A 14,021-nucleotide genomic window follows, 5' to 3' on the forward strand; every position below is an offset into this window, starting at 1 on the left:
TCGGTCAGCGGTTGAGGCGGCCGAACATGCCCTTTTGGGCCTTGTAGAGCCGGGGGAACTCGGCGAAGAGCCGGTCGTACACCTCGTGATTGGCGGCTACCGGCTCGAATACGCCGTCGAGCGGGATCAGATCGCGTAGCTCGTCGGGGTGCACGTAGCCCATTCCTATCCCAGCGAACAGCGCCGCGCCCCGCAACTGCGCATTGAGCGGATCGGCCACCCGCTCGCAGGTACGGCCGGTGACGTCGGCGACGATCTGGCACCACAGGTCCGAGCGCGCACCGCCGCCCACGATCCGGATCGGTCCGCCGTTGGGGGTGAACCGATTCACGCACTCGAGCAGCCAGCGGCTGTTGTAGGCGACCCCTTCGAGCACCGCGCGCACCAGATCGGCGCGGGTGGTGGCCAGTGACAGGTTGTGGAAACCGCCGCGGGCACGGCGGTCGTCAACGGGGGAGTGCTCGCCTTTGAGCCAAGGCGTGAAGATCACCCCGTTCGAGCCGGCCGGTGCGCCCGCCGCAAGCGCGGTCAGCGCGTCGTAGTCCAGATCGTCGAACATGGTGTCGCGCAACCATTGCAGCGCGCGGCCGGCGGTGTCCTGGTTGTTGACCAGCAGATAGGACGTCGGGTCGAGGCCCGCGACGGTGGCCAGCTGGTGGAACGCATCGGTCTTCTTGAACGCCACCGGACAGCTGATCCACGACGTGGTGGAAATGGTCAGATGCAGCTCACCTTGGCGCACCGCACCGGAACCCACTGCCGCAGCGTGCAGGTCTGGGGTGCCGGTGACCACCTGGGCCGCAGGCGATATGCCGAGTTCGGCGGCGACCGACGGAGCCACCGGGCCGATGATGGAGCCGGTCGGCACCAGCGGGGGAAGTTTCGCCCGGTCGACACCGGCCAGGCGCACCAGTACGTCGTCGTAGTCGAGCACGTCCAGATTGCGGTTGTTGGTGAGCCAGCTGCCCATCATCGAGGCCCGCGATGCCGCCGCCCGTCCGGTGAGACGCATGCCGAGGTAGTCGACCGGCTCCAGCAGCCAGCGGGCGGCCGCGAAGACCGCCGGGTCGCCGTGCTGCAGGTGCAGCATGTGCCCGACCGGGTCGTCGCCGCTGGGCGAGGGGATGCCGCCGTTGCGACGGAGCCAGCTGAGCAGGACCCGTGGTCGGTAGCCGGCTACCCGACCGCCGAACACCTTGCGGCTGTAGGGCGCACCGCGGGTGTCCATCCACATCACGCATGGACCCACCGGACGTCCCTCGGCGTCGACCGGGATGGTGCTGGCCCACTGCCCGGTGATCGACACCCCGGCTACCTGCTCACCGCGTATCCCGCTCTCGGCCAGCCCGCGTTTGGTGGCGTCGCGGATGATCTCCCACCACAGACCCGCGTCCTGGGTGGCAGCACCGCCCGGGCCGTATTCGGTCGAGACCGCAGTGAGGTCCGACCACAGCACGGCGCCGTCCAACGACACGAAACCGACTTTGGGGCCGCCAGTGCCAAGGTCAACGGCCAGAACGACGCGGTCCGAACTGGTCATACGGGCGGCAGCGACTGCTGGGTGTCGAGGATGTGTTCCATGAACCCTTCGATGAAATGAGCCGCCTCATCGGTCATCCCGCCGGGGACGCCGCCATAGACCGCAGCGCTGACCGGCGCCTCGCCCTCGGCAGTCTTCTTCTTGGCGTACTCGACCGCGTCGTCGAGGTCGGCGGCGAATGCCTCCGCCACGCCGGGCTGGGTCTGGGGCCGGGTGACGGCCATGTGGATGGAGTTGGGGTACTGCTGGCCGTTGAAGCGCCAGCCCTTGGGCTTCATGGCGTCAGCGACGTGGTAGATGTCGAATTCGTCGGAGCGGAAGCTGAAGCAGAACGTTGGTGAGCCCAGGATCATCAGCTCGGGGTGGCTGCGCACGGCGTCCTGCATGGCCGATGCCGTCTCGAGGATTGCCTTGGCGTAGGCCCGGTAGCCTTCCCGGCCCAGCTGCACCATCGACGCCCACGCGGCGGCGATCAGCCCACCCGAGCGGGAGCCCTCGATTCCCGGCGAGTGGTATTTGCCGCCGGACCACTCCGGGAGGTAGAAGTACTGCGCGTTGCGGTAGGCCTTGTCGCGGAACAGCAGGGTGGAGGCGCCCTTCAACGAGTAGCCGTACTTGTGGTTGTCCGCGGAGATGCTGGTGACCCCGGGCACCCGGAAATCGAACAGCGGGACGTCATAGCCCAGCTCCTGGGCGAACGGCAGGACGAACCCGCCCAGACAGCCATCGACGTGCAGGCCCACTCCGTGCTGCAGGGCGAGCTGCCCCAGTTCGGGAATCGGGTCGACGGTGCCGTAGCCGTAGTTGCAGGCCGAGCCCATGATCGCGATGGTGTTCTCGTCGATGTTGTTGGCCACCCAGTCGACGTCCACCTGGGTGGTCTGCGGATCGATCGGCGCCCTACGCATCTCGATGCCGAACAGATGGCAGCCCTTGTCGAAGGCCGGGTGACCGGTTTCGGGCTTGATGAAGTTCGGCCGGGTGATGCCCCGGTGCTTGGCGGCGTGCTCGCGGTAGGCCAGCAGTGCGTGGATGATGCTGCCGGTGCCGCCGGTGGTGACCATACCGACCGGTTCGGTGTCGGTGATGGCCTCGGCGTGCATCAGATCCAGTGCCATCGCGATGATTTCGCCCTCGAACTTGGTCGCCGACGGGCAGATGTCGCGCTGCAGCACGTTCACATGGGCGAACAGTCCGAACGCCTCATCGAGGAAGCGGTAGTGCTCGTGGTCACCGCAGTACATGGTCCCGGACACCTTGCCGGTTTCCCAGGTGGGGTCCTCGGCCTGCGCCATCTCACGCAGCTCCGCGAGCACTTCGTCACGCGGCCGGCCCTGTTCGGGCAGCGTGCGGTTGACGGTGAAGCGGTCCGTGTAGGGAAAGTCGGACATGGTGAGAGCAGATCCTCCATCTTGAGGACCCCCCGGGTCACAAACCCCGAGGGATCATCGTGTTGTTGTTCGCACGCGCAATAGCAGAGCTAACCACGGGCGGCCGACGCGGCGTCACATCACGTGCCGCCCGCCCCGTCGGTATCACGCCGACCGTCCCACCGCGGGCCCGCAGTGAATTGCCTGAATTCATGATCTCCTGCGTGTCCGAATGTCGGCTGCGGATGGGTAGCAAGAATTGCCATGACATTTGTTCAATGGCCGTGGGCCAATAATCTCAAATCGCGCGCGAGAATTCCAACACCAAAAAAGGACAGTATTGACAATATTTTGTTGTTAATCGGGTGTTGGGTGGGGAATGCGCGGTGCTAGGCCACGCCCAGGCTGTCCAGCACCGCTGAGTGCAGCAGGACGTTGGTAGCCACCGCGCTGCCGCCGTGCGGGCCGGCGGTGCCGCTGAGGTCGGTGAACGTGCCACCCGCCTCACGGACCAGGATGTCCAGGGCCGCCATATCCCACAGTGACAACGAGGGCTCGACAACGATGTCGACCGCGCCCTCGGCGAGCAGGCAATGGGCCCAGAAATCGCCGTAACTGCGCGTTCGCCACACGGTGTCGGTCAGATCCAGGAAGCGCTGACGCAGTCCGAGGTGCGCCCACTGCTTGAGTCCGGCGAACGACAAGCTCGCCGAGCCCAGGTCTGCCACCGCGGAGACCGATAGTCGCCTCGGCGCCGCCCCGCCGACCGCGGCGAATGCGCCCAGGCCATCGCCGGCCCACCACCGCCTGCCCAGCGCGGGGGCGCTGATCGCACCGACGCACGGCACGCCGTCGTCGAGCAGGGCGATCAGCGTGGCCCACACCGGTACCCCGCGCACGAAGTTCTTGGTGCCGTCGATCGGATCGATGACCCACTGGCGGCCGCTGAAGATCGCACTGCCGCCGAACTCCTCGCCCAGTACGTCGTCGTTGGGCCGATCGCGTGCCAGGACCTCGCGCAGCGCGACCTCCACCGCGCGGTCGGCGTCGGTGACCGGAGTGAGGTCCGGCTTTGTGTCGACCCGCAGGTCCAGTGCACCGAACCGGTCCATCGTCATGGCGTCGGCTACGTCCGCCAGGCGCAGCGCCAGGGTCAGATCGTCATTGATGGATTCCGCTGCAATTCCCACAAACGGGGGACAGTACCACCGAGTTGCGGGATTCCGTGTTCGCCGGCGAAATGACCGAATTATGGAATCACGTCGCCGGTATGGAAAAATGGGGGGCGCGAGTTGCTTTTCTTCGCCCGCGACTCAAATCGGCACGACGGCAATTCCTTGCCGCACCTGCGTGCCGCCGTCGGTGCGATCAGGGAATCCCGGCTGAGGGGAAGGGGTCTGCGATGACCACGTACACGCAGACGCTGGCCGGCACCACCTACCGGTTCGACGGGCTGATCGACCTCCTGGCCAAGGCCACCCCGCGCCGATCCGGCGACGAACTGGCCGGCTGCGCCGCCGCCAGTGACGTCGAACGGGCCGCGGCGCAGTGGGCACTGGCCGACGTCGAGCTGGACACCTTCCTGCATGACCTGGTGGTGCCCTACGAGACCGACGAGGTCACCCGGCTGATCATCGATCGCCACGACCGCGAGAGCTACCGGGCGGTGTCCCATCTGACCGTCGGTGGTCTGCGGGACTGGCTGCTGGAGGTGGCGGCGACGCCGACCGCGGCCGACACCCTGCGTCGTGTCGGGCCGGGGCTGACTCCCGAAATGGTGGCCGCGGTCAGCAAACTCATGCGGAACCAGGACTTGATCGCGGTGGCGCGATCAATACGGGTCACCAGCGCGTTTCGCACCACGCTGGGATTGCCGGGCCGCCTGGCCACCCGGCTGCAGCCCAACCATCCGACCGATGACCCTCGGGGTGTCGCCGCCGCCACCCTTGATGGGCTGCTGCACGGATGCGGCGATGCGGTGATCGGCATCAACCCGGCCACCGACTCGCCGCAGGCCACCGCCGACCTGCTGTACCTGCTCGACGACATCCGGCTGCGCTACCAGATCCCGACGCAGTCCTGTGTGCTCTCGCACGTGACCACGACCATCGAGCTGATCGAGCAGGGCGTCCCGGTGGATTTGGTGTTCCAGTCGATCGCCGGCACCGAGGGGGCCAACCGCAGCTTCGGTGTGAGCCTCGATCTGCTGCGTACCGCCCACGAGGCCGGGCGGTCGCTGCAGCGCGGGACCGTCGGGGACAACGTCATGTATTTCGAGACCGGCCAGGGTTCGGCACTGAGCGCGCACGCCCACCTGGGCTGCGGTGGCCGGCCGGTCGATCAGCAGACCCTGGAGACCCGGGCCTACGCGGTGGCCCGCGAATTCTCGCCGCTGCTGGTCAACACCGTGGTCGGGTTCATCGGACCCGAATACCTCTACGACGGCAAACAGATCGCCCGCGCCGGGCTTGAGGACCACTTCTGCGGCAAGCTGCTCGGGCTGCCGATGGGTGTCGACGTCTGCTACACCAACCACGCGGAAGCCGATCAGGACGACGTGGACACCCTGCTCACGCTGCTCGGCGTCGCCGGGTGCAACTTCGTCATCACCGTCCCCGGGGCCGACGACGTGATGCTGGGCTACCAGAGCATGTCCTTCCACGACGCGCTCTATGCGCGACGCGTGCTGGGCCTGCGCCCAGCGCCCGAGTTCGAGACCTGGCTACAGGGGATCGGTATCGCCGATGAGTCCGGCCGAGTGCTGCCCAGTGCGGTGGAGCGCTCGCCGTTGCGGTCGCTGGCGGCACCGGCATGAGCGCCTTGCGTTCGAAACCGCCGGGTTCGTCGAGCCTCGCTAAACCGACTGAGTCGCAGGACCTCTGGCAGGACTTACGCCGCCACACCCAGGCGCGGATCGGGCTCGGGCGCTCCGGCGACGCCCAGCCGACCCGCAGCGTGCTGGAGTTCCGGGCGGCGCACGCCCTGGCCCGCGACGCGGTGCGCCAACCGTTCGACGTCGGACGGTTGGCCCAGCGGGTGGCCGACGTAGGGCTCGGCGAGCCCGTGGCGGTGACCAGTCGAGCGAGCAGTCGCGAGGAGTATCTGCGGCGCCCCGACCTTGGTCGCCTGCCCGACGATTTGACTGAAATCCCATGCAGTACAGCGCAGGTGGGCTTTGTGCTGTGCGACGGGCTGTCCCCGGCGGCGCTGACCGAACACGGTGTTGCGTTACTGCGTGCGCTGACCGATGTGGTGGGTGCTCACCGCTCCATCGCCGCACCGGTGATCGCCACCGGAGCCCGGGTAGCGCTCGGTGACCACATCGGCCAGGTGATGGGCGTGCAGACCGTGGTGGTGCTGATCGGTGAGCGGCCGGGATTGTCGGTGGCCAGCAGCCTCGGGTTGTATCTGACGCACCAGCCGCGGCCGGGACGCACCGACGCCGAACGCAATTGCGTGTCCAACGTGCATCCTCCGGACGGTCTGGGCTACCTCGAGGCGGCCCGCGTCGTCGACGCCCTGATCACCGGTGCGCGCAGACTCGGTCGATCAGGAGTCGACTTGAAAGCCACCTCGGTGGCTGCGCTCGGCGATTCATGCGGGCCGGATCGAACCACCCTCGACCAACACGCGGTGTCCTAGGATCGAGCACCATAGACATCAACACGCGAAAGTTGCGCCACTTCGTGGTGGCTGCTGAAGAACTGCACTTCAGTCGGGCGGCAGCGCGTGTCTTCCTGGCGCAGCAGGCACTGAGCCGCCAAATCAAAGAACTCGAAGACGAACTCGGCGTCAAGCTGTTCGAACGGACCACCCGCAACGTGGCGCTCACGCCCGCCGGCGAGGTCTTCCTGGAGGGCGCGCGCACCGTCTTGGCCGCACTGGACGGTGTGACCGCCGCCGCTCAACAGGCAGCGCGCGGGGTGGTGGGCACGCTGCGGCTGGGCTACGTACCGGGCGCCGCGCTCGAATTGACCGCACCGATCATTGCCGAGTTCCGGGAACGTCACCCCGAGGTCACCATCGAGATGCGGGAATTCCAGGTCAGCGATCCGTCGGCCGGGTTGGCGTCGCGGGCCACCGATGTGGCATTCCTGCGGCTGCCGCAGAGCACGCCGAACATCAGCACCGAGATCCTGGCAGTCGATCCGGTCGTCGCCATGGTGTCGGCCTCGCACCGGCACGCCGGACGGAAGTCGGTGTCGGTACGGGACCTTCTCGACGACCCGATCACCCAGTCGTCCAGCGTCGACCAGGCCCATCACGCGTTCTGGAGCCTGGCTGCGGCGCGGACTGCTGCGACGAAGGTGCACGTGGTGCGCTCCGATTCGATCACCGAGGAGGCGCAGGTGGTGGCCGCAGGGGCGGCCATCGCCATCACCGGTGCGGCGGCCGCGCACTTCATGCCGTTGAGCGGGGTCCGGTTCCTGCCGATCAACGACTGGCCCGGTTCGGCCATCGCGGTGGGCTGGACCGACGGCGAGCCGTCGCCGCTGGTCTCCCGCTTCGTCGACGTCGCCTGTTTGGTGCGGGACAGGGAGCGGGACATCGTGCACGGCATCGAGCACCGGCTGTTGGCGGGTTCACCGTAAAATCGAGGACGGCCGTAGCTGTTCGAAGCAGGAGGTGAGCATCCGTGGGCGTGGCTGATGATCGCCGCCTCGAGGTACTGCGTGCCATCGTCGCGGACTTCGTTGCCACCAAGGAGCCGATCGGCTCCAAAGCCCTGGTCGAACGGCACAACCTGGGGGTTTCGCCGGCCACCGTCCGCAACGACATGGCCGTGCTGGAGGCCGAGGGATACATCGCCCAACCGCACACCAGTTCCGGGCGGGTGCCCACCGAGAAGGGCTACCGGGAGTTCGTCGACCGGATCGACGACGTCAAGCCGCTGTCGGCCGCGGAACGCCGGGCGATTCTGTCCTTCCTGGATTCCGGTGTCGACCTCGACGACGTGCTCCGCCGCGCGGTGCGCACCCTGGCGCAGCTGACCCGCCAGGTGGCCGTTGTGCAGTACCCGACTCTGTCGGTGTCGACGGTGCGCCACCTCGAGGTGATCGCGCTGACCCCGGCGCGGCTGCTGCTGGTGGTCATCACCGACTCCGGCCGGGTCGATCAGCGCATCGTCGAACTGGGCGAACCGATCGACGAGCATCAGCTCAGCCAGCTTCGGGAGTTGCTCGGCGCCGCGCTGGAGGGCAAGCGGATCTCGGCAGCCTCCACCGCGGTCGCCGAACTGGCCGGGCACCTGGACGGGCGCAGCGGGCTGTCGCCCGGCCTGGCCAACGCGGTGGGTCGCTCGGCGACGGTGCTGCTGGAATCGCTGGTCGAGCACCGCGAGGAGCGCCTGCTGCTGGGCGGTACGGCCAACCTGACCCGCAATGCCGCGGACTTCGGCAGTTCACTGCGGTCTGTGCTGGAAGTTCTCGAAGAGCAGGTTGTGGTGCTGCGGCTGCTCGCCGTGCAGCAGGAAGCCGGTAAAGTCACGGTGCGCATCGGTCACGAGACCGAGGCTGAGGAGATGGCCGGCGCCTCGATGGTGTCCACCGCTTACGGATCCCTGGGCACCGTGTACGGGGGCATGGGGGTGCTGGGTCCCACCCGGATGGACTATCCGGGAACGATCGCCAGTGTTGCAGCGGTTGCAATGTACATCGGTGAAGTGCTCGGGGCTCGCTAATCTCCGGCTGGCAGAAGTTGGGAAGGGTCAGGCGTGGCACGCGACTATTACGGCTTGTTGGGCGTCGATAAGGACGCGACCGACACCGATCTCAAGCGCGCCTATCGCAAGCTGGCGCGCACCTACCACCCCGACGTCAACCCCGACGAAGCGGCACAGGCAAAGTTCAAGGAGATCAGTGCCGCCTACGAGGTGCTGTCCGACCCGGAGAAGCGCCGCATCGTCGATCTCGGCGGCGACCCGCTGGAGAGCGGCGGCGGCGGCAATGGCTTCGGTGGCGGTTTCGGTGGGGGTTTTGGGGGCCTCGGGGACGTGTTCGAAGCGTTCTTCGGCGGCGGGGCGGCCTCGCGTGGCCCGATCGGACGGGTCCGGCCGGGTTCGGACTCGCTGCTGCGCATGCGCTTGGACCTCACCGAGTGCGCAACCGGGGTGACCAAGCGCGTCACGGTCGACACGGCGGTGCTGTGCGACCGCTGCCAAGGTCGCGGAACCCACGCTGACTCGCGCCCCATGACGTGTGACACCTGCCATGGGCGCGGCGAGGTGCAGAGCATGCAGCGCTCGCTGCTGGGCCAGGTCATGACCTCGCGGCCCTGCCCCACCTGCCGCGGCGTCGGCGAGGTGATTCCGGACCCGTGCCACCAGTGCGGCGGCGACGGCCGGGTGCGCTCGCGCCGTGAGATCAGCGTCAAGATCCCGGCCGGAGTCGGCGACGGCATGCGCGTGCGGCTGGCCGCCCAGGGTGAGGTCGGACCGGGTGGGGGACCGGCCGGTGACCTCTACGTCGAGGTGCACGAGCAGCCTCACGACATCTTCGCCCGCGACGCTGACGACCTGCACTGCCACATCTCGGTCCCGATGGTCGACGCGGCGCTGGGCACCACCGTGACCGTGGAGGCGATCCTCGACGGCGCCACCGACATCACCATCCCGGCCGGCACCCAACCGGGGGCCACCATCGTGCTGCGCGGCAACGGCATGCCGCAGGTGCGGACCGGCGTGCGCGGAGACCTGCACGCCCACATCGAGGTGGTGGTTCCCGAGCGCCTCGACAGCCATGACACCGAGCTGCTGCGCAAGTTCAAGCAGCACCGCGACCGCGAGATCGCCGAGGTCCGCTCGGCGCACACGCAGAACAGCGGCGGGCTGTTCAGCCGACTGCGCGAAACTTTCACCGGCCGCTGAGCCCGCGGTGGCAGGCCTGTTCTATGTCGATGCGGTGCCCGAGGTGGGTGCGCTGGCCGTGCTCGGTGGCGACGCCGGGTTCCATGCCGCGACGGTGCGCCGGATCCGGCCGGGTGAGCAGCTGACCCTCGGTGACGGCGCCGGTGTGCTGGCGCAATGCCAGGTCGAAGAGGCCGACCGCGGTGGGCTGCGGGCCCGGGTGCTGGAGCGTTCCCAGGTCGCGCCGCCGGCCCCACCGGTGACCGTGGTGCAGGCCCTGCCCAAATCCGAGCGTTCCGAGCTGGCGATCGAGCTGGCCACCGAGGCCGGTGCCGACGCTTTCATGGCGTGGCAGGCTGACCGGTGCGTGGCGCGCTGGGACGGCCCGCGAGCCGACAAGGGACTGCGGCGCTGGCAATCGGTTGCCCGAGCGGCCGCCGGCCAATCCCGCCGGGCCCACATTCCGCCGGTGGACGGAGTGCTCAGCGACGCCGAGCTGGTGTCGTGGGTGCGCGACCAGGTGGCCGCCGGCACGACCGTGCTGATGCTGCACGACGCGGCCGTCGTCGCCTTGGCCGACGCGGTGGAGCCCACCGCCTCGGCATTGGCCCTGGTGGTGGGCCCCGAAGGCGGGATCACCGAGGCGGAGCGGACAGCGCTGGCCGGCGCCGGTGCCGTCGCCACCCGGCTCGGTCCTGCTGTGCTGCGCACCTCGACCGCGGCGGCGGTCGCGTTGGGCGCGCTCGGAGTGCTGACCCCACGCTGGCGGAGTGAATAGCCGGGCGGCTTCGGTGCCGTCGCTGAGCATCAGCGACGGCTACGCGGTGTATCGCGGCCCGGTGGGCGGCGGCGGCCCCATTCACCGCCACGGCGCCTTCCAGATCGTGGTCGCCGGGCGAGGTGAAGTGACGATGGTGGATCTCGCCGGCACCTGCCATCAGGCCGCCGCACTGGTTGTGTCACCGATGGCACCGCACCGCATCCTGGCCATCCGCGACCTGATCACCTACTTCATCGAGCCGCACTGCCTGTTCGCCGACCGGCTGCGCGGGCGCTACGACGCCGGGATCGCCGCAGCCCCCGAGCTGGGCGAGCTGCGCGAGCCCGATATCGCAGCCGCCTGCCGGGGCCAGTCGGAGGAGCTGGATCCGCGCCTGGTGACGGCGCTGGCCCTACTGGCCGACAGCAGCATCACGATGCCGAGCCTGGCTGCCGAGATCGGCCTCTCGCCGCAGCGCCTGCGCGCGCTGGCGCGCCGGGAACTGGGGATGCCGCTCGCCCGTTGGCGGGTCTGGTCGCGGCTGCGTCGGGCCGTCGAAGCCCTGCAGTCGGGGACGCCGTTGGCGCAGGCCGCGATCGCCGCGGGCTTCGCCGATCAGGCCCACTTCACCCGGCAGATGCGGGAGATGATGGGCCTGACGCCGTCGGTGGTGCGCCACGCCCTCGTGTGATCACCGTTTGCGGGCGGTATAGATCGAGATCGTCCCGTTGATGGTGGCCACCACGTCGGCTTCGCGAACGTCCACGAAGCCGGCGGCCGAAATCAGCTCCGGGAGAACACCATCGGCATTCGGTTGGGTATCGGTCTTGCCGTCGGCGAACTGGACGAACCGAAACGCCAGACGCATCAGCGGCGTCCGTTGCAACCCGAAGTCGGCGATCACCAGACGGCCACCTGGGCGCAGTACCGTAAACATCGACGCGAGGATGGCGCGCTTGACGTCCATCGGACATTGGTGCAGCACCAGAGAAGACATCACGCCGTCCATCGACTCTGCCTCCACCGACGCCACCAGGTCGTCGCCCATCCCGGTCAGCCAGCGGACACGGCCGGCTGACTCGGACTCCGCATCCTTTTGCCGCGCCACCGCCAGGATCTCCGGATCGGGGTCCAGGCCCGTGATGTTGGCCTGCGGCTCCACCCGAGCGGCCAGCAGCGCCAACGAACCGGTGCCGCAACCCACGTCGAGGATCGTGTCGTCGGGACGCGGCGCCAGGTGCATGACGGTCAGGCCTCGCCACAGCCGCTCACGCGTCAGCGCCACCACGTAGTCGAAGAACCGGGCCGGCGCCAAGCGGCCCAGGGCAGGGGTGAAGGTTTCCTCGCTCATACCCGGCAGTTTCGCCCGCGCGGCACCATCGCGTCTTGAACGAACCGCTCTTGCAGTCTGCACTGCGCGAGTCGCCGGTGAGTGGGCGGTGGACTGGTGGCAGCTACTGTGTACTATCACCTAATTAAGATGACTATTGCAGTGAGTAATTGGCGATTCCGCGCCGGTGTGGTGCGCGAGCGGCCGATGCTTACATCCGGTCGGACACGCCGATACGGAATGAGCGGTGGTCGTGGCCCCGGTCAGGAGCGCATCCTTGCTCTTGTCATCGCCGGCGGAGATGACATTGACCGCTTCTGCCGGCGGCATCGCCAGTGGCGCTACCGCGGATCCTAGAACCTCCGCTATCTTCCTTCTCATTGGAGATGGCGTCAAAAGCGCTGCTGGTCAGCAAGTTTGGGCTTAGTACTAGCCCGGGACCTGTATGGGTGCTGTCTGGCAATAGATGCCAAAGAATCCTTGGGGTCAGTAGTGGATTCTTGGCCCTCTGTTGGTGCAATGGGAATCGTCAGTAGGCAACGCCCTTCTAGGTTTTGAGTTCGCACGGTCGAACTTCGGCGCACCTCGGTCTTGTGCGGGAGCTCTCGATACGCGAGCAGTGAACGGTGGCGCCGGTTCCGCGCCGCCGTTTGCGGCCGCATCCGCATGGGACGTACCTGGATTCGAATTGGGTTTTGCAGCAACGCCATACGGTTCCATCGATTTGATCTTGGTGGGCGAGTGGTCGCGCACCTCGGGAGGATCGGACGGCGGTGGTCCCCGCGCATCTGAAGGAAGCCGTAACGCTACGGAACTGATACCTGCACTTCATCGTCGGTGACGCTGAGCCCGAAAGAGAGACAAAATGCTGGTCGAATTCTGGCAGAACTTCACGCACAATCTGTTCAAACCGCTGTTGTTGTTCTTCTACTTCGGATTCCTGCTCGCGTTGATGAAGGTTCCATTCGAGTTTCCCGCCGCGGTTTATCACGGGCTGACGATGTATCTGTTGTTGGCCATCGGCTGGCACGGGGGCGAAGAACTGGCGGGAATCGATCTCTCCCGGCTCGGCGGCATCCTCGGCTTCGTGGCCACCGGCTTCGTCTCGAACTTCCTGATCGGGACGCTCGCCTACTACCTGCTCAAACATCTCACCAGAATGCGAGAAGTCGATCGTGCGACAGTCGCTGGGTACTACGCGTCGGACTCGGCAGGTACGTTCGCCACCTGTTTGGGTGTCCTCGCCACCGCCGGAATTGCGTACGACGCGTATATGCCCGTCATGCTGGCCGTCATGGAGATCCCCGGCTGCCTGGTGGCTCTCCTCCTGGTCGCCCGGTTGCGCCATAAAGGGATGGACGCCGACGGATACATGCCCAAAGAGGCCGGCTACACGGTGCCGGCCGGTGCAGTCCACGCGGTCTCGACTGTGGCGACGAAGTCTGACCCCAGCGGCTTTGCGATCGACATGAGGCCCGAGGGGCCGGCGGTCGATACATCCACTCGTGGTCGCCTGCTCAACCAGGAGTTGCTGCGGGAGGTCTTCCTTAACCCGGGAATCTGTCTGCTGCTCGGTGGGATCTTGATCGGTTTCCTCAGCGGTCTACAGGGCTCCCAGGTCACCTCAGTCGAGGATCCGGTTTTCATCACGGCATTTCAGGGCGCACTGTGTCTCTTCTTGCTGGAGATGGGACTTACCGCAGCCCGTAAACTGCAAGATCTGAAGTCAGCGGGTCGTGGCTTCATTCTGTTCGGGCTGCTGGTTCCGAACTTGTTTGCAACGATCGGCATACTCGTTGTCCGCGGATACTCTCTGCTGACCGGAGTCCAGTTCGAATTGGGAAGTTACGTTTTGTTCGCTGTGTTGAGCGGCGCGGCTTCCTATATCGCCGTTCCTGCCATCCAGCGACTGGCGATTCCAGAAGCCAGTCCCAGCTTGCCATTGGCCGCGTCGCTGGGTTTGACGTTCTCCTACAACGTGACCATTGGGATCCCGCTCTACATCGAGATCGCCCATCTTGTCTCGTCGCTATAGGGGAGTCCACTGCAGGCCACGCCGGGGCGGTGCGGCCTAATTCACGGCGGTCGTCGCTAACCTCCAGCATTGAGGGGGGAGGGAACTGCTGGGACCTAGGGGTGGCCGACGGTAGACTAAAGCGTCCGACTGATCGCCGTAC

The 14,021-nt window shown here is 67.1% G+C and carries 12 protein-coding genes; 8 read left to right on the plus strand and 4 right to left on the minus strand.

Annotated elements, in window-relative coordinates; translation table 11 throughout:
* Positions 1 to 4: 4 nt before the first annotated feature.
* From ACKY0W_RS07960 to hisN, 3 genes are all read right to left on the minus strand, one after another.
* Positions 5 to 1,540 carry a xylulokinase gene (locus tag ACKY0W_RS07960; protein WP_409437101.1) on the minus strand — a complete coding sequence of 512 codons (1,536 nt, stop codon included), beginning with the start codon at positions 1,538 to 1,540 and terminating at the stop codon, positions 5 to 7.
* Positions 1,537 to 2,931 (minus strand): pyridoxal phosphate-dependent decarboxylase family protein, encoded by a 1,395-nt coding sequence (locus ACKY0W_RS07965; protein WP_409437102.1) that lies wholly within the window; start codon positions 2,929 to 2,931, stop codon positions 1,537 to 1,539. Before ACKY0W_RS07965 ends, ACKY0W_RS07960 begins: the two co-directional genes overlap by 4 nt.
* Before the next feature lie 368 nt (positions 2,932 to 3,299).
* Positions 3,300 to 4,094, minus strand: a complete 795-nt coding sequence (gene hisN / locus ACKY0W_RS07970; protein WP_409437690.1) for a histidinol-phosphatase — start codon at positions 4,092 to 4,094, stop codon at positions 3,300 to 3,302.
* Positions 4,095 to 4,312: 218 nt separating this feature from the next.
* Between hisN and ACKY0W_RS07975 the strand changes: the two genes are divergently transcribed.
* The 7 genes from ACKY0W_RS07975 to ACKY0W_RS08005 are packed head-to-tail and all read left to right on the plus strand — an operon-like array spanning position 4,313 to position 11,205.
* The gene (locus ACKY0W_RS07975; RefSeq protein ID WP_409437103.1) at positions 4,313 to 5,725 is read left to right on the plus strand and encodes an ethanolamine ammonia-lyase subunit EutB; all 1,413 of its coding nucleotides are present in this window, start codon (positions 4,313 to 4,315) and stop codon (positions 5,723 to 5,725) included.
* Positions 5,722 to 6,552 (plus strand): ethanolamine ammonia-lyase subunit EutC, encoded by an 831-nt coding sequence (eutC, locus tag ACKY0W_RS07980; protein ID WP_409437104.1) that lies wholly within the window; start codon positions 5,722 to 5,724, stop codon positions 6,550 to 6,552. The genes ACKY0W_RS07975 and eutC overlap by 4 nt, the downstream gene beginning before the upstream one ends.
* Entirely contained in the window at positions 6,507 to 7,502 is a 996-nt protein-coding gene (locus ACKY0W_RS07985) for a LysR substrate-binding domain-containing protein (protein ID WP_409437105.1), read from the plus strand. Before eutC ends, ACKY0W_RS07985 begins: the two co-directional genes overlap by 46 nt.
* A gap of 44 nt (positions 7,503 to 7,546) precedes the next feature.
* Entirely contained in the window at positions 7,547 to 8,590 is a 1,044-nt protein-coding gene (hrcA, locus tag ACKY0W_RS07990) for a heat-inducible transcriptional repressor HrcA (RefSeq protein WP_406758595.1), read from the plus strand.
* 33 nt (positions 8,591 to 8,623) lie between these two features.
* On the plus strand, positions 8,624 to 9,775 hold the full coding sequence (gene dnaJ / locus ACKY0W_RS07995; protein WP_409437106.1) for a molecular chaperone DnaJ: 1,152 nt from the start codon (positions 8,624 to 8,626) through the stop codon (positions 9,773 to 9,775).
* A 7-nt stretch (positions 9,776 to 9,782) separates the two neighbouring features.
* Positions 9,783 to 10,532 (plus strand): 16S rRNA (uracil(1498)-N(3))-methyltransferase, encoded by a 750-nt coding sequence (locus ACKY0W_RS08000; protein ID WP_409437107.1) that lies wholly within the window; start codon positions 9,783 to 9,785, stop codon positions 10,530 to 10,532.
* On the plus strand, positions 10,525 to 11,205 hold the full coding sequence (locus ACKY0W_RS08005; protein ID WP_409437108.1) for a helix-turn-helix domain-containing protein: 681 nt from the start codon (positions 10,525 to 10,527) through the stop codon (positions 11,203 to 11,205). Before ACKY0W_RS08000 ends, ACKY0W_RS08005 begins: the two co-directional genes overlap by 8 nt.
* On the opposite strand, the gene ACKY0W_RS08010 is transcribed toward ACKY0W_RS08005, so the two are convergent.
* Positions 11,206 to 11,865, minus strand: coding sequence for a methyltransferase domain-containing protein (locus ACKY0W_RS08010; RefSeq protein WP_409437109.1), 660 nt, complete (start codon positions 11,863 to 11,865; stop codon positions 11,206 to 11,208).
* Positions 11,866 to 12,709: 844 nt separating this feature from the next.
* Between ACKY0W_RS08010 and ACKY0W_RS08015 the strand changes: the two genes are divergently transcribed.
* Complete coding sequence (locus tag ACKY0W_RS08015; RefSeq protein ID WP_409437110.1) at positions 12,710 to 13,879, plus strand: sodium-dependent bicarbonate transport family permease; 1,170 nt, start codon at positions 12,710 to 12,712, stop codon at positions 13,877 to 13,879.
* Positions 13,880 to 14,021 lie beyond the last annotated feature (142 nt).

The sequence above is a fragment of the Mycobacterium sp. SMC-14 genome, from assembly GCF_046250075.1.
Lineage (GTDB): Bacteria > Actinomycetota > Actinomycetes > Mycobacteriales > Mycobacteriaceae > Mycobacterium.